This is a genomic window from Kribbella sp. NPDC055071, assembly GCF_053608045.1.
In genome coordinates, this window is record NZ_JBSGUS010000011.1 from 221,160 (window position 1) to 237,026 (window position 15,867).

The window sequence follows — 15,867 nt, forward strand, 5'->3', positions numbered from 1 at the left end:
GGAATCGGGCGCGCCTACTACTTGGAGACGTGGAAGGCTGCGGTGGGGAGGCTGGTCTTGCCGTTGACCCAGAGGGCGTTGACCTTGGAGCGTTCGGTGGCGTCCGGGTAGGGGTTGGTGCAGGACGGGCCGGGGCCGCCGCCGGACATCAGTTCGGAGCAGGGGCCGGAGTAGTGGTCGGGGAGGCCGAGGACGTGGCCGGTCTCGTGGGCCACGATCCGCGTCTTGTCGTACTGCTGGGACTGGGCGTAGTCGATGAAGACGTAGCCGCTGCCATGGCCGTCCGTGGATGCGTACGAACCGCGGGAGTCGTTGCCCTCGGTGTAGTAGAAGTCGTAGTTGCTGCCCTCGACGAGTTTCACGTTGCTGACGCTCGAGTTCCAGATCGACGAACTGGAGGCGATCTGGGACGCGAAGGTCGGCGCGTCGACGGCGTACGTGACGGTGACGGCGGCGAGCTTGTTACCGGCCTTGGCCTGCTTGGCGCGGGCGGACTTCATCACGGCGTCGTAGAACGCCTTGGTGGCGGCTTCGTCCTGCGGGGAGCCGACGTACGCGGCCCGGCTCTCGGCGGTGGAGACTGACGAGCTGGTGGTGGCCGGTGCCGTAGCAGTGGGGGACGCGGCGCTGATAGTTGGGATGGCGACGGTGGGGACGGCCAGCGCCGCGGCGGCTAAGCCCGCGAGCGACGTCAGGATACGGCGATGCGACATGGGAGGGCCTCACTCCGGATCTGTGGCGGACAGCGACCGGCGGATTACCGTTCGCTATGCCGGGATGGTGCCAAGCGCCGCGAGATTCCGCACCAGATCGCGAAAAACCCTCGGGTTAACCCGCGCCGCGCGATCGTCGTTCTATGGCACCCATAACTGGGTTGTTATGGCTGGGACCGCTCCCGGCCGGGCCGCTTAGGGTGTTCGCATGCGCTCTGTCGGGAAGGTGCTGCTGTACGTCGTGGCCGCGCTCGGGCTCCTGGCGATGGCGCTCGCTGGGTTCATGGGTGCGCTGTGGGGATTTGCGGATCAGTACGCGTCGCACTTCACCTACACAGTGGGGTTCAAGGATCCTGGCGACGAGTGCGGGAACAACGACCTCTCGGTCGACAAGGCCGACGGCCATCCCTTGACCTGCGGCTTCGGCGTCTCGGTGGTCAAGCTCCCGGGCTTCACCGACGAGCAGAACGACGCCGTCCTCAAGCTCTCCGAACAGCTCGGCGCGGGCGGCTTCACTCCGGCCGAACGCGACCAACTCCAGGCCGAGGTCAGCGGTATCGCCGCGTCTCTCCCGTTGGACCGTCGCCCCCACCACCCGTGGCTCTGGGGCTGGAAGCTGGGCGTCCTGGGCCTGATCGGGCTGGCCGTCCCCGTCACCATCTTCCGCAGAGTGACCCGCAACACCCGAACCCAGCGCCGCCGACGCTGGTAACGCTGCAGCTACCAGCCAACGTGTGACGCCGCCGCCGGCCGTTACCCGCCGGCGATGCCGCCGCTGGCCGTCACCCAGCGGCGAGGCCGTCGCTGGTGGCCTACTCGCCGGGGATGCCGACGTTCAGGAGGCGGGCGCCGGGGCCGCGCTCGGCCAGGCGGTCGTTCTTGTTGTAGAGGTTGCAGCGCTGGAGGCTCAGGCAGCCGCAGCCGATGCAGCTGTCGAGGTCGTCGCGGAGTCGCTCGAGCTCGGAGATCCGGTCGTCGAGGCGGCTTCGCCATGACTTCGACAGCCGGCTCCAGTCCGCACGGGTCGGCGTCCGGTCCTCGGGCAGCGAATCCAGCGCTTCCTTGATCTCCGCGAGCGCGAGACCCACCCGCTGAGCCGCTTGGACGAACGCGATCCGCCGCAAGGTGTTGCGCTGGTACTGGCGCTGGTTGCCGGCCGTCCGCCGCGAGTCGATCAGACCCTGGTCTTCGTAGAACCGCAAGGCCGACGCCGCGACTCCGGACCGATGTGCGATCTCCCCGATCGAGAGCCAATGCTCCTTGCTGGGGACGTTCTCCACTCCCATACCGCCACCCTAGAACCGCGCACCAAAAACTCAAGGACACTTGAACTGCTCGAAGGGGCCCCAGGCACCCACCAACCAACCGACAGCGCCCCCCACCAAGCAACCGACAGCGGCCCCAACCAACCAACCGACAGCGGCACCCGCCCTCGCCAAGGCCGACTTTGTGCACGAGATCCGTGTTCTGCGGCTTCCGGCGTACGGATCTGGTGCACAAAGTCGGGTTTGGGGTTGAGTGGGCAACACCAGTTCGGGGGGTGGTCTGGTTGTGGGGGACGGGGGGTGTGGGTGGTTAGGGGTGGGGGGCGGGTCGGGTATACTTTTCGTTGTCGGTGCGCGCGTCGCGTCACCAGAGTTCTTCCCAGGCGCTCCGACCCGTCGGTTTCAGCATCCCGCTGAAGTTTCCCGGCGACATGGGTGCAACGCGATAGCACCCGCAGGTCGATGCCCGTCTCCTGTTCAGCACGGTCCGTCCGGTCATTTTCGTGACCGGCGCTCGCGTGCGGCTGCGATCCGGCTAATCGTCCGTGACGTTGAGAGAGAGATTCGTGACCCAGCACCACCAGGACCACCCCGACTCCGGCGGCGAGCAGGCCGACGGACCGGTCAAGAAGCCGCGGCACAAGAAGTTCCAGAACCAGTCGTTCGGTGAGCGGATGGCCGCGCAGGCCGACCAGCCGACGACGGCGCCTTCCGGCGAGGTTCGGAACGACGTTGCCCGTGGTGAACGCCGTGGCGGACCCACCCAGTACTCCGACCGCGGAGCCCGGACCGACCGTCCGGCACGTACCGAGCGCCCGGTGAAGGGCTACCGCGCCGAGCGCAGCACCCAGTCCTCCAGCCGTCCGGAGCGCACCGAGCGTCCGCAGTACGGCGACCGCACCCGCACCGACCGTGGTGAGCGGCCGCAGTACAACCGCGACGACCGTCCCGCGTTCAACCGCAACGACCGTAGCGACCGTCCGGCGTTCAACCGCGACGACCGTAGCGACCGTCCGGCGTTCAACCGCGACGACCGTAGCGACCGTCCGGCGTTCAACCGCGACGACCGTGGCGACCGTCCGCAGTACAACCGCGACGACCGTCCGCAGTTCAACCGGAACGATCGCGGTGACCGTCCGGCGTACAACCGCGACGACCGCCCGCAGTACAACCGTGGCGACCGGAACGACCGGCCGCAGTTCAACCGCGACGATCGCGGCGACCGTCCGGCGTTCAACCGTGACGACCGTGGCGACCGGCCGCAGTTCAACCGTGGTGATCGCACCGACCGGCCGCAGTTCAACCGGGACGAGCGGTCGTCGTACCGGCGGGATGACAAGCAGTACGAGCGGCGGGAGCGTCCGGCGTTCGCGGAGACCCGGCGCGAGGAGCCGGTCGACCTCGGGACCGTTGCCGACGACAACCAGTTCGCCGCGCTCGGGATCGCGCCGCGGATGGTGCAGCGCCTGGCCCGGGACGGGATCACCACTCCGTTCCCGATCCAGACCGCGACCATTCCGGACGCGCTGGCCGGCCGGGACGTGCTCGGTCGTGGCCAGACCGGTTCCGGCAAGACCCTCGGGTTCGGCCTGCCGACGCTGATGCGTCTGGCCGGCGGTCACACCGAGTCCCGTCGCCCGCGCGGCGTGGTGCTGGTCCCGACGCGTGAGCTCGCGATGCAGGTGCACGACGCGCTCGAGCCGCTGGCGCACGTGATGAACGTGTCGCTCAAGCTGATCGCGGGCGGCCTGCCCTACCCGAAGCAGATCGAGGCGCTGCGCCGCGGCGTCGACCTGCTGATCGCCACCCCGGGCCGGCTCATCGACCTGTGCGAGCAGGGCGCTGCCGACCTCGGTGCCGTGGAGATCGCGGTCCTCGACGAGGCCGACCACATGTGCGACATGGGCTTCATGCCGGCTGTCACCACGCTGCTCGACATGACCCCGCCCGAGGGCCAGCGGCTGCTGTTCTCCGCGACCCTCGACAACGACGTCGACACGATCGTGAAGACCTACCTGAAGGACCCGGTCACGCACTCGACCGATTCCGGTCAGGCCACGGTCACCACGATGGAGCACCACCTGCTGGTGATCGAGCCGGGTCACAAGCAGTCGCTGACTGCTGAGCTGGCCAGCCGCGACGGACGGACCATCGTGTTCGTCCGGACCAAGCTGGGCGCCGACCGTGTCGCCACCCAGTTGCGGGACCGTGGCGTGATGGCCGCGGCTCTGCACGGCGGCCTGACCCAGGGCGCGCGGAACCGGACGCTGGACCAGTTCAAGGACGGTTCGGTCCCGGTGCTCGTGGCAACCGATGTCGCGGCTCGCGGTATTCACGTCGACGACGTTGGCCTGGTCGTCCAGGCTGACCCGCCGGCCGAGCACAAGGACTACCTGCACCGCGCCGGCCGGACGGCTCGCGCCGGTGGCAAGGGTGCGGTCGTCACGCTCGTCCTGCCGCACCAGCGTCGCGGGATGATGCGGCTGGCCGAGTCGGCCGGCGTCGCCGCCGAGCCGGTCCGCGCCCGTCCGGGTGACGAGCTCGTCACCGAGCTCACCGGTGGCAGCAAGCCGTCCGGGTACCCGGTGAAGTTGCCGGCTCCGAAGACGCGCTTCAACAAGGGCAGCGGCAACGGCGGCAAGCGCTTCGGCAGCAGCCGTCCGGGTCGCAGCTTCGACAGCCGGGACAGCCGCGACAGCCGTGGTGGCAGCAGCGGACCCCGTCGCAGCGGCGGGCCCCGTCGTACCGACGGAAAGTCCTACCAGCACTGAGAACTGAAACCCCGGTTCCCCTGATCTACCAGGGGAACCGGGGTTTTCTCAGGTCAGAACGGCCCAGAGCCGGGCGATGACGGTCGCGATCTCGTCGGCGCCGAGCGGGACCAGTTCGAGCACGAGCTCGTCGTCCGCGACCCGATCGGTCATCACGTAGATCGGCGGCGTCCCCGCCTCGAGCTCGGTCGCGACGCGCTTGGCGTCCGGCACCTTCAGCAGTACGCGCGACACCTGCAAGCCGGTCGGATCCCGGACCACCTCGGCCGAGACCTCGGGGATCTTGCCGGCCGCGTCGGCGAAACCGACCACCTTCGCCAGCTCGTCGGCCTCCCACTTCATCCGGTCGAACGCCTGCCACTCCTCGAGCGCCGCGATCACGCCGATGATGGCCTCTTTGGTTGCTTTCATCCCGCGCCCGATGCCCTTGTCCTGGGCTCGCACGGCTTGGATCAGCGGCCAGCTCCCGGCGATCAGTCCGGCGGTGGGTGAGCCGAGGTACTTCTGCCCGCTGACCAGCACGAGGTCGGCACCGGTCGCGAGCAGGTCTGCCACCCGAGGGAACTGTGCGGCGCCGTCGACGATCGCGGGCACGCTGCGCCGGTGCGCCGCGCGGATCGCGGCCACCAGATCGATCGGTTCACCCTGAGTCAGCCGCGACGATACGAGGACGAGGCAACTGACGTCCGGACCGTCGAGCTCCTCCTCCAGATCGCCAATGCCACAACGGTTTTCGTCACCCGCGAGATCCACGTGGGCACCGGCCAGCCGGATGGCCTGCAGGATCGAGTGCCCGTAGTCGACCACGTGACAGGCCGGCATCACCACGCGATGATGCATGTCCGTTGCGTCCGGCAACGTGGCGATCCGGCGCGGGTCGGCGCCGGTCATGGTGGCCGCGACGGCGAGCGTGATGCCGGCCGCGGTGCAGTGAACGACGGCGCCCGCCTGAGCGCCGGTCACCTGGGCGATGGCCTCGCTGGCCCGGTCGGCGAGCTCGTCCATCACGAAGAATTCGGGCAGTGCCTGTGCGACGGCCTCCGCCACCCCGTAGGAACTCCGCGACACCCCGAGCGGGGTGAAGGTCCCTCTGGCGTTGATCACCACACTCAACCGATACCGATCATGGATGCTCATGGTGTTGCCGAGCGTAATGGTCACAGACAGCAATTGGCGAGACCCTGGGCAGTGAGATCTTGACCCGAAGCTACTGGTGAGTCATTCTCATTTTTACTCGACCAGGGAGGTTTCCGTGCCCCGCCCCGCACTCCGAACCCGCCTTCGTACCATCACCGCCGCAGCCACTGTTGCCGCCGTACTGGCTGCCCTGCCGACTCCGTCCCAGGCCCGACCGGAAGCCGTTGCCGCGACCCCTACGGACTACTGCGTCGGACAGTGCCGTGACATCCTTCCGCCCGGTCAGAACGGCAACGCCACCTTCACGGATCTCCTTGCTTTCAAGGCGTTAGGGGTCAGGCCGGCTCACTTCAGCGACTCGCTGAAACCCTACGAGGACCTGGTCTGGAACTCGCAGGGTATGACCGACGACGGCCTCGCGCCGTACTTCGACGACTCGTCGTTCGGGGTGAAACCGGGCGACGTCGCGAGCACGATCCACCCGCGCGCGGACGTCACGATCGTGCGGGACAAGTCGCGCGGCATCCCGCACATCACCGGCACGACCCGGCAGGGCGTGATGTTCGGATCCGGGTACGCCGGAGCCCAGGACCGCCTGTTCGTGATGGACGTCTTCCGGCACCTCGGCCGAGGTCAGCTGACCCCGTTCGCCGGGGGCGCGGCAGCCAACCGTGAGTTCGAGCAGGAGTTCTGGCGGACCGCGCCGTACACGGAAGCCGATCTGCAGCGCCAGTTCGACGACGCCGACGACCTGTACGGCGCCGACGGCCTGAAGATGCAGCAGGACATCCAGGCGTACGTGGACGGCGTCAACAACTACATCAACACGGTCGGCATCGCGTACCCCGGTGAGTACGTGGCGCTCGGCCTCGACTGGCCGACCCAACCGTGGAAGGTGACCGACGTGGTCGCCACCGCGGCCGTGGTCGCGGGCATCTTCGGCACCGGCGGTGGGCAGGAAGTCCAATCGGCGTTGGCATTGCTCGAGGCCCAAGCGAAGTACGGCGTTGCCCAGGGCACCAAAGTCTGGGAGTCGTTCCGGTCCCAGAACGACCCCGAAGCCAGTACGACGGTGCACAACGGCGCAACCTTCCCGTACGGTACGACCGCTCCGAATCCGGCCGGTCGCGCGATGCCGGACCGCGGTTCGGTCACACCCGAGCCCGAGGTGATCAACCAGACCGTCAACGCGAAGGCTGCGGCGAAACCGGCGCCGAAGGGTGCGGAGTCGCTCAAGGGTGTCTTCAACGACGGAGTCTTTCCCGAAGGCTTCGGCAAGAAGGGCATGTCGAACGCGCTGCTCGTCTCCGGCGCGCACACCGACAGCGGAAACCCGGTCGCGGTCTACGGCCCACAGACCGGCTACTTCGCGCCACAGTTGCTCGTGCGTCAAGAGCTGCAAGGACCCGGCGTCAGCTCGCGCGGGATCGCCTTCGCCGGCCTCAACTTCTACACACTGATCGGCCGCGGACCGGACTACTCGTGGAGCGCCACATCCGCCGGGCAGGACATCACCGACACCTTCGCCGTACCGCTGTGCGAGCCGGGCGGCGGGACGCCGACGAAGAACTCGCAGTACTACGAGTTCCGCGGCCAATGTCTCCCGATCGAACGGCTCGAGCGGAACAACGCGTGGTATTCGAGCCTTGGCTCGTCGGAGCCGGCCGGGTCGTACACATTGGTTGCCCTGCGCACCAAGTTCGGGATCGTCACGCATCGCGGCACGGTCGGCGGCAAGCCGGTCGTATTCACCAAGAACCGGTCGACGTACGGCAACGAGGCCGGCTCCGCGCTCGGGTTCATGCAGCTGAACGACCCGGACCGGATCCACTCGGCGAGTGACTTCCAGAAGGCCGCGACCAACATCGGCTACACCTTCAACTGGTTCTACACCGACAAGACGTCGATCGCGTACTTCAACTCCGGTGACAACCCGGTCCGCGCGGCCGGCGCCGACTCCAACCTGCCAACCTGGAGCTCGTACGAGTGGCAGGGCTGGAACCCGACCACCAACCGGGCCACCTACACCCCACCGGCACAGCACCCACAGGTAGTCAACCAGGACTATCTGACCAGCTGGAACAACAAGCAGGCGCCCGGGTTCTCCGCGTCGGACGGGCAATGGGGATACAACTCGGTCTATCGCAGCCAGCCGCTCGACGACCGGATCAAGGCGGTCATCAACAGCGGCCAGAAATTCACTCGCGGCAAGTTGGTCGAGGCGATGGAGGATGCCGCGACGGTCGATCTGCGCGGTGACCAGGTCCTTCCTTACTTACTGAGAGTTTTGAAGTCGGCGCCGATCACCGATCCGACGGTCGCCGATGCGGTCGCCAAGCTGACGGCCTGGCAGCAGGCAGGTAGTCACCGGAAAACGCCGACCGCGGCATCGAAGACCTACGACAACGCCGACGCGATCCGCATCCTCGACGCGTGGTGGCCGATCCTCGTCCCCGCCGAGTTCAAGGACCTCGGACCCGACCTGTACGCCGCACTCGTCGCCAACCTGAAGATCGACGAACGGCCGAGCGCGCAGGGATCGTCGTTCCAGAGCGGTTGGTGGGGATTCGTCCAGCGCGACCTGCGCAAGGTGCTGGGTGATCCGGTCAAGGCGTCGCAGCCGGTCACGTTCTGCGGCGGTGGTTCGTTGACCGCGTGCCGGTCGGTCCTCACGGACTCTTTGCTGGCGGCAACCAAGGTGCCGGCGACGACGACGTACCCGGCCGGGGACTGTGCGGCGGGCGATCAGTTCTGCGCCGACCAGATCGTGCACCAGCCGATGGGTGGCATCACCCAGGACCGGATCGCGTGGGTCAACCGGCCGACGTACCAGCAGGTGATCGAGTTCCCGGCGCGACGCGGTGACGACGTCAGCAACCTCGCCGCGGGGAAGACCGCTACCGCGAGCAGCTACGAGACCGGCTGGTACAACTCACCACCGGCGCAGGCCGTCGACGGACTGTTGGACACGCGCTGGGCCAGCGACTGGTCCGATCCGCAGTGGCTGAAGGTTGACCTCGGCAACGAGCAGACCGTCGGCCGGGTGGTGCTCGACTGGGAGGCGGCGTACGGGAAGTCGTACACGGTGGAGGTCTCGCGGGACGGGACGAACTGGCAGCAGGTGTACGCGACGGCGAGCGGGAACGGCGGGGAGGACGTGGTCCGCTTCGCGCCGACACCCGCGCGTTATATCCGGGTCACAGGGACACAGCGGGCGACGTCGTACGGGTATTCGTTGTATGAGCTGCAGGCCTACCGACAATGAGACACAGCAGATGGTGATGCCAGGATGAGGGTATGACGCAGAACTATCCTCCGAACCCGAACCAGCCCCCGCCTGGATATGGACCGCCGGCCCAGGGGCCGCCGCCGCAGGGATACCAGCAGGGTCCGCCCCCGGGCTACGCGCCGCCGCCATCCGGGTACCAGCAGGGTCCGCCGCCGCAGGGCTACCCGCAGCCCGGGTACGGCCAGGCGCCGGGCAACTACCAGCCGACCCAGCAGAGCGCACCGCATGTCGCTCCGCAGGGTTCGCCGTACCCGGTGCTCGTGTCGACGATGAACGACCTGCCCGGGTACACCGCGGACAAGGTGTTCGGCGAGGTGTTCGGCCTGACCGTACGGACCCGCGACTTCGGGTCGAACTTCACCGCGAGCTTCCGGTCGCTCGGCGGTGGCGAGGTGCCGGAGTACACCCAGATGCTGGCCGAGTCGCGGCACGTCGCGGTGATGCGGATGTGCCAGATGGCTCAGCAGATGGGCGCGAATGCGATTCTCGCGATGCGGTTCGACTGCAACGAGATCGCCCAGACGATGAGTGAGGTCGCCGCCTACGGCACCGCGGTGGTCGTGCGCAAGGTCGAGCCGCGGCCGCAGGACACCCCCGATGAGGATGATGCGCATGCCAGCTGAGTTGGTCTTTCCGCCTGGATTTCGGTGGGGGGTGTCGACGTCGGCGTACCAGATCGAGGGTGCCGCGGCCGAGGGCGGCCGCGGTCCCTCCACCTGGGACACGTTCTGCGAGCAGCCCGGCAAGATCCTGAACGGCGACACCGGCGCGGTCGCCTGCGACCACTACCACCGGTACGCCGAGGACGTCGCGCTGATGCGTGAGCTCGGGGTCGACACCTACCGGTTCTCGATCTCCTGGTCGCGGATCCAGCCGACCGGTGAAGGACCGGGCAACGCCGCCGGTCTGGACTTCTACGACCGGCTCATCGACACGCTGCTCGGCGCCGGGATCCAGCCGGCGCCGACGCTGTTCCATTGGGACACCCCGCAGCCGTTGGAGGATGCCGGCGGTTGGCTGTCGCGGGACATCTGCGATCGGTTCGCCGACTACGCGACGCTGCTCGGCGCGCGGTTCGCGGACCGCGTGCCGATGTGGATCACCATCAACGAGCCGGTGGTACTCACCCTGATGGGCTACTCACTCGGTGCGCACGCGCCGGGCAAGGAGTTGCTCTTCGACGCACTGCCGGTCGCACATCATCAGCTGCTCGCGCATGGTCGCGCGGTGCAGGCGCTGCGAGCGGCCGGCGCGACCTCGATCGGTATCGCCTCGAACCACGCGCCCACCTGGCCGGCCAGTGACAGCGTCGAGGACAAGGAAGCGGCCGGTCTCTACGACAACCTGATCAACTGGATGTTCTCGGACCCGATCCTGCTGGGGAAGTACCCGGCCGGTTTCGAGGCGGCGATGCCTGGTCCGGTCGAGGACGACCTGGCGATCATCTCGACGCCGCTGGACTGGTTCGGGATCAATCACTACGCACCGGTCTCGGTCGGGGCGGCGACCGGTCAGGCAGACACCGCGGCGACGGACGGGATCCAGCTGCCACCGGGACTGCCGTTCGAGCCTCGGACACTCACCGGGTACCCGACGACGGACTTCGGCTGGCCGGTCGTGCCGTCGGCGTTCGGCGAGATCCTCAAGACCTTCAAGGAGCGGTACGGCGATCGGCTGCCGCCCCTCTACATCACCGAGAACGGGTGCGCGGTCAACGACGATCCCGTTGATGGTGTGGTGGCTGATCAACGGCGGATCGACTACCTGGACGGGTATCTGCGGTCGTTGCGGGCGGCAATGGACGACGGGATCGACGTCCGCGGGTACTTCCAGTGGTCGTTGCTGGACAACTTCGAATGGGCGGCGGGGTATGCGCAGCGGTTCGGGTTGGTGCACGTCGACTTCGACACGTTGGCGCGGACGCCGAAAGCGTCGTACCACTGGTTCCGTGAGCTGATTTCGCAGAGCCGGTCATGATTCCGGAGCCGGGGGTGGTGCCGGCTTTCGCGGAACCGACGGTTCGGGTCCGAGGGCGGTGGGCGGCGGCCGTCGTGCTGGCGAACATCGGGGTGTTCGCCGCCTGGCTGGGGCCGATTCAGGTGCTGCTCGCGAAACAGTCCGAATCGATTGCTCCAGGCAACAAGGAGTTCGTCTTCGGGCTCGTCACCGGGATCGGCGCCGCCGTTTCGGTCGTGGCGAACCCGGCGTTCGGCGCGATTTCCGACCGGACGATGTCACGCCGCGGGCGCCGGGTGCCGTGGGTCGTGGCTGGCGCGCTCGGTGGCGCGGCCGGGTTGCTGATCTTGTCCGGCGCCTCCGTGGTCGGGTTGATGGTGCTCGGTTGGTGCCTGATGCAACTGTTCGGGAACGCGTTGCTGGCGGCGATCACCGCGGTCGTGCCCGACCGGGTGCCGGTCACCCAGCGTGGAGTCGTCGGGGGCTGGGTCGCGATCTCGCAGGTGCTGGGCGCGCTGGTCGGGACGGCGTTGGCCACGCTTGCGGGTGGGATTGCCTTTGGGTACATCGCGTGCGCGGTCTTCTTGCTGCTGTCCGTCGTACCGTATTTGCTGCGGAGTGGGGATACGCGGCTGGTGGAGCGGCCGCAATTGGTGTGGTCGCAGTTCCTCCGCGGGTTCTGGGTCAGTCCGCGACGGTATCCGGACTTCGGGTGGGCGTGGTTGACGCGGTTCCTGTTCAACGTCGGGAATGCGTTGGGGACGCTGTATCTCTTTTACTACTTGCAGGATGAGGTCAAGGTGTCCGATGCGGGCACCGCCGTACTGATCCTGACCGCGATCTACAGCGTGTGCGTGCTCTGCACGGCGATCGGCTGTGGCAAGTGGTCAGACTCGCTGTCCAAACGGAAGATCTTCGTCACTGGCTCTGGCCTGGTGATGGCCGCAGCCGGGATCGTCCTGGCCTTCTGGCCGACCTGGCCCGGTGCGATCCTCGGCGCGATCGTTCTCGGCGCCGGCTTCGGCGTCTACCTTTCCGTCGACTTCGCGCTCTTGACCCAGGTGCTTCCGAGCGCCCGCGACCGCGCCAAAGACCTGGGCGTCATCAATATCGCCAACTCCCTGCCGCAGGTGTTGGCCCCGGCCGTCGCCGCGCCGATCGTCAAACACCTCGGCGGCTACCCGGTCCTCTATCTCGTCGCCACCGCAGTCACAGCCGGCGCCGCCGTACTGGTCCGCAACATCAAGTCAGTCGCTTGAGGGCCCGTCCGAGTTTGCTGGTGGCAGTGATGTGGATGTGGTCGAGGCCAAGCCAACGGGCCATCAGTTGGAGCTCGGCGACCAGGGGCTCGATGAGGTCTGGTGCGTTCGGTTCGGGGGTGACTGTGGGGACGACGAGGGTGGAGGCCTGGCGGTCGGACTTCAGGTCGACGCGGGCGACCAGGCGATCGCCCAGCAGGAACGGCAGGACGTAGTAGCCGTGCACGCGCTGGGGCGCCGGCGTGTAGATGCTGATGCGGTAGAAGAAGTCGAACAGGTGCTGCGTACGATCCCGGTTCCAGATCAGCGGGTCGAACGGCGACAGCAGGGCTCGCGCGTCGATCGGGCGATCCTGCGCCTGATGCCAGCGATAACTCTGCTGGGACACGCCTTCGACCCGGACCGGAACGAGCTCGCCACTCTCGACCAGCTCTCCGATCACCCGGCGGGCAGTTGCTACCGGCAACGGAAAGTGGCCGCCGCCCGAGCCGCAGAGCTCGCGCACCGTGGCGATTCCCAGGCCGCGCGCCGCGATCCGCACGAGCTCGCGAAGGGCCTCGTCGGCCGTCAGTTCCGGCGCGGACAGCACCTCGGCCGGCACGACCCGCTCGGTCAGGTCGTAGACCCGCTCGAAGTGTCGCCGCGCCGCGATCGTCACCCGACCCGCGCAGAACAAGTACTCGATCGCGATCTTCGCGTCCTGCCAGTTCCACATCCGTCCCGTCGACGGATCCGGATCCGGGTCGGTCCGCTTCCGTCGTACGCCGTCCGGGCTTGCCTCGCTCGCCGTGAGGGGACCCCGCTCGGTGACCATCGCGAGCACCTGATCCACGTACCCGGGCCGCTCCGCGGCGAGCCGCCGCATCCCCATCACCACCGACCACGGCGCACTCACCTCCGGACCCACGTCCTCGCTCCACACCTGGCGCTCCGCGGCCCGCATCCGCCAGCGCAGCAACGAGTACGAGCTCAACGGCAATAGTGCGGCCTTGTGACCCCAGAAGTACTCGAACAGCTCCCGCTCATGACCCCAGCTCATCCGGTCCAGCGTCGTACGCGCGTAGTCCCCAGCCCGACTGAACACCGGCAAGTAGTGCGACCGGCACAACACGTTCACCGAATCCAGTTGCAGCACCCCGGCCGCGGACACGGCCTTCCGCATCCGCCGTACGTCGCCTCGCCCGTCCGGCCGGGCCGCACCGAACCCCTGTGCCGCGAGGGCAACCCGCCGAGCCTCCTCCACCGAAACCGAGTCCATGTCCCGAAACTAGCGGACCATGACCTTGCGGAGGGTCTCGAAGTCCTCGGGGGCGAGCGAAACGAGCCCGCGGCGGAGTTGGTAGCCCCAGTTGGGCGCCTGGGTCAGCTGCAGCTCTCCGTCGAGCTCGCGCAGAGGCGCCGGATGAACCGGCAGGAACTCGATGCGCCGGCGCCACGGCTCGACGGTGCCATGGGAGCCCATGTCCATCGGCGCGGCCTGGTGCGGCTCGGTGTCGGCGACGACGCCGAGGGCGGTGAACGCCCGCAGCGGCTTCTTCTCGCGATAGCGCTCGGTGGGCGAGTAGATGACGAACCCATCACCCTGCCGCAGCCGGGCCACGCCGTACCGCTTGCCGTGGTTGAGCTGGATGAACCCTTGCTCGACGCCGATCGCGGCGTGTTCGGCCGAGACCACTGCGAGCCATGCCTGTCGAATCTCCATATCCCGAGTGTCGGGCCTGATATCTGACATCCTTTGTCGTATATCTGAGGGCGTTAAAGTCAGGGGCATGCCGCTGTTTTCGTTTGAAGGTAAGAGCCCGACGGTGCATCCGGACGCCTGGATCGCACCCACCGCCACGCTGGTGGGAGATGTGGTGGTCGAGGCCGGCGCCTCGATCTGGTACGGCGTTGTCGTCCGCGCCGATCTGGGCACGATCACGATCCGGGCCGGCGCCAACATCCAGGACAACTCCGTGCTCCACTCCGGCAGCAACGGCTGTGAGGTCGGCCCGAACGCGACCGTAGGTCACCAGTGCCTCGTGCACGACTGCACGATCGGTGAGCAGGCGCTGGTCGGGAACGGCGCGATCGTGCTCGACGGCGCGGTCGTCGGCAAGCGCGCGCTGGTCGCGGCCGGGGCGACGGTCACGCCGGGTGCGGTGATTCCGCCGGAATCGGTGGCGATGGGCAGCCCGGCGAAGAAGATCGTGCCGCTGGAGGGGACAGCGAAGCTGTTCGTCGACCACAACGCTGCCGTCTACCACCACCTCGCCGAGCGCCACGCCGCCACGGTCGAACAGGTCGACGGATGAGGTCCCGCCGGCCGTGGTTCGCGCCGGCGTGGGCCATGCTGCTGGCCATAGTTCTGCCGGTGCTCGGCGTGGTCGTGTTGTTCGGCGGTGGTCTCGCGATGGCGATCACCGGGTTGGTGCTGGGACGGCCGGTTCTCGGCTGGTCGGGGGTCGCGCTCGTCGTGGCGTCGGTGGTGATCCTGCTCGTGCTCCGTCGTACCGCTCGGCCTCGTAAGACAGGTCTGTGAAAGGAACCCCTGCGAAGCTAGCGTGGCAACTGATCCAGGGAGGCGTTCATGAGCGAGATCGCGAAGAGCGGGGCCGCGGTGATCAACCGCGCGGACGGACGGAACGACGGTGAGGACTGGACCGAGAACTACACCGAGCTGCCAGGCGGCGCCGGAGTCTCACTGATCCTCGAGTCCACCACGCTGGAGGGTGTAGGGCCACGCCTGCACAAGCACCCGTACGCCGAGACGTTCATCATCCGGCGCGGTACGGCGACGTTCACCGTCGACACCGAGGAGATCGTCGGCACGGCCGGCCAGATCCTGGTCGTCCCAGCCGACACCCCGCACAAGTTCCGCACCGGTCCCGGCGGGTACGAGGCGGTCCACATCCACGCCAACCCGACGTTCGAAACCATCTGGCTGGAGTAGCCGATCACCGGAATCGGGTGATGCCTCCCCGCCTGTGGGCTGGTTAGCCTGAGCTCCATGACCGAGTACGACGATCGCCTGGCCATCCGCGAGTTGTTCGACGCGTACGCGCACTGCGCCGACCGCCGGGACGCCGAGGGGCAGATGGCGCTGTTCACCGAGGACACGCGCTTTCTGGTCTACATGGACGCGAAGTCGGCCGAGCCGACGCAGGAGTTGCACGGACGTGCGTCGCTCGCGCCGGTCTTCGACGACCTCAACCAGTACGACGCAACCACACACTTCAACGGCCAAAGCACCGTCGTACTCGACGGCGACAGCGCCACCGGTGAGAGCTACTGCATCGCCCACCACCTGACGATCGCCGAGGACGGCAGCAGGACCCTAATGATCGCCTCCATCCGCTACCTCGACACGTTCGCCAAACAGGACGACACCTGGCTCTTCGCCGAACGCCGCCTCCTGGTCGACTGGACCGAGACCCGCCCCTCCACCCCCTGACGCCGCGCTGTTGTGCAAGGCAATGATCCTGGAGCTTCTCTAGA

The 15,867-nt window shown here is 67.7% G+C and carries 15 protein-coding genes; 10 read left to right on the forward strand and 5 right to left on the reverse strand.

What is annotated here, in order from left to right; all coding sequences use genetic code 11:
- Nucleotides 1-17: 17 nt before the first annotated feature.
- Nucleotides 18-713: a snapalysin gene (gene snpA, locus ACWF4Z_RS20200; protein WP_452244615.1), complete on the reverse strand. Its 696-nt coding sequence runs from the start codon at nt 711-713 to the stop codon at nt 18-20.
- A 208-nt stretch (nt 714-921) separates the two neighbouring features.
- Here snpA and ACWF4Z_RS20205 point away from each other — a divergent pair, with 208 nt between their 5' ends.
- On the forward strand, nt 922-1,425 hold the full coding sequence (locus tag ACWF4Z_RS20205) for a hypothetical protein (RefSeq protein ID WP_452244616.1): 504 nt from the start codon (nt 922-924) through the stop codon (nt 1,423-1,425).
- Between the two features lie 100 nt (nt 1,426-1,525).
- On the opposite strand, the gene soxR is transcribed toward ACWF4Z_RS20205, so the two are convergent.
- Nucleotides 1,526-1,999 carry a redox-sensitive transcriptional activator SoxR gene (soxR, locus tag ACWF4Z_RS20210; RefSeq protein WP_452244617.1) on the reverse strand — a complete coding sequence of 158 codons (474 nt, stop codon included), beginning with the start codon at nt 1,997-1,999 and terminating at the stop codon, nt 1,526-1,528.
- Nucleotides 2,000-2,544: 545 nt separating this feature from the next.
- On the opposite strand from soxR, the gene ACWF4Z_RS20215 reads away from it, so the two are divergent.
- The gene (locus tag ACWF4Z_RS20215; protein ID WP_452244618.1) at nt 2,545-4,749 is read left to right on the forward strand and encodes a DEAD/DEAH box helicase; all 2,205 of its coding nucleotides are present in this window, start codon (nt 2,545-2,547) and stop codon (nt 4,747-4,749) included.
- A 48-nt stretch (nt 4,750-4,797) separates the two neighbouring features.
- Here ACWF4Z_RS20215 and ACWF4Z_RS20220 read toward each other — a convergent pair whose 3' ends face one another.
- Nucleotides 4,798-5,886: an aminotransferase class V-fold PLP-dependent enzyme gene (locus ACWF4Z_RS20220; protein ID WP_452244619.1), complete on the reverse strand. Its 1,089-nt coding sequence runs from the start codon at nt 5,884-5,886 to the stop codon at nt 4,798-4,800.
- A gap of 115 nt (nt 5,887-6,001) precedes the next feature.
- On the opposite strand from ACWF4Z_RS20220, the gene ACWF4Z_RS20225 reads away from it, so the two are divergent.
- From ACWF4Z_RS20225 to ACWF4Z_RS20240, 4 genes are read left to right on the forward strand one after another with little or no spacing between them, the layout of a single operon-like run.
- Nucleotides 6,002-9,151, forward strand: a complete 3,150-nt coding sequence (locus ACWF4Z_RS20225; protein WP_452244620.1) for a penicillin acylase family protein — start codon at nt 6,002-6,004, stop codon at nt 9,149-9,151.
- A gap of 32 nt (nt 9,152-9,183) precedes the next feature.
- Entirely contained in the window at nt 9,184-9,798 is a 615-nt protein-coding gene (locus ACWF4Z_RS20230) for a YbjQ family protein (protein WP_452244621.1), read from the forward strand.
- The gene (locus tag ACWF4Z_RS20235) at nt 9,788-11,152 is read left to right on the forward strand and encodes a GH1 family beta-glucosidase (RefSeq protein WP_452244622.1); all 1,365 of its coding nucleotides are present in this window, start codon (nt 9,788-9,790) and stop codon (nt 11,150-11,152) included. Before ACWF4Z_RS20230 ends, ACWF4Z_RS20235 begins: the two co-directional genes overlap by 11 nt.
- The gene (locus ACWF4Z_RS20240; protein ID WP_452244623.1) at nt 11,149-12,390 is read left to right on the forward strand and encodes an MFS transporter; all 1,242 of its coding nucleotides are present in this window, start codon (nt 11,149-11,151) and stop codon (nt 12,388-12,390) included. Before ACWF4Z_RS20235 ends, ACWF4Z_RS20240 begins: the two co-directional genes overlap by 4 nt.
- On the opposite strand, the gene ACWF4Z_RS20245 is transcribed toward ACWF4Z_RS20240, so the two are convergent.
- Nucleotides 12,374-13,648, reverse strand: coding sequence for a winged helix-turn-helix domain-containing protein (locus ACWF4Z_RS20245; protein WP_452244624.1), 1,275 nt, complete (start codon nt 13,646-13,648; stop codon nt 12,374-12,376). The genes ACWF4Z_RS20240 and ACWF4Z_RS20245 overlap by 17 nt on opposite strands.
- Nucleotides 13,649-13,657: 9 nt before the next feature.
- Nucleotides 13,658-14,092: an EVE domain-containing protein gene (locus ACWF4Z_RS20250; RefSeq protein ID WP_452244625.1), complete on the reverse strand. Its 435-nt coding sequence runs from the start codon at nt 14,090-14,092 to the stop codon at nt 13,658-13,660.
- Nucleotides 14,093-14,159: 67 nt separating this feature from the next.
- On the opposite strand from ACWF4Z_RS20250, the gene ACWF4Z_RS20255 reads away from it, so the two are divergent.
- From ACWF4Z_RS20255 to ACWF4Z_RS20270, 4 genes are read left to right on the forward strand one after another with little or no spacing between them, the layout of a single operon-like run.
- Nucleotides 14,160-14,684 carry a gamma carbonic anhydrase family protein gene (locus ACWF4Z_RS20255; protein WP_452244626.1) on the forward strand — a complete coding sequence of 175 codons (525 nt, stop codon included), beginning with the start codon at nt 14,160-14,162 and terminating at the stop codon, nt 14,682-14,684.
- Nucleotides 14,681-14,911: a hypothetical protein gene (locus tag ACWF4Z_RS20260; protein ID WP_452244627.1), complete on the forward strand. Its 231-nt coding sequence runs from the start codon at nt 14,681-14,683 to the stop codon at nt 14,909-14,911. The genes ACWF4Z_RS20255 and ACWF4Z_RS20260 overlap by 4 nt, the downstream gene beginning before the upstream one ends.
- A gap of 48 nt (nt 14,912-14,959) precedes the next feature.
- On the forward strand, nt 14,960-15,322 hold the full coding sequence (locus tag ACWF4Z_RS20265; protein ID WP_452244628.1) for a cupin domain-containing protein: 363 nt from the start codon (nt 14,960-14,962) through the stop codon (nt 15,320-15,322).
- A gap of 57 nt (nt 15,323-15,379) precedes the next feature.
- The gene (locus ACWF4Z_RS20270; protein ID WP_452244629.1) at nt 15,380-15,823 is read left to right on the forward strand and encodes a nuclear transport factor 2 family protein; all 444 of its coding nucleotides are present in this window, start codon (nt 15,380-15,382) and stop codon (nt 15,821-15,823) included.
- Nucleotides 15,824-15,867 lie beyond the last annotated feature (44 nt).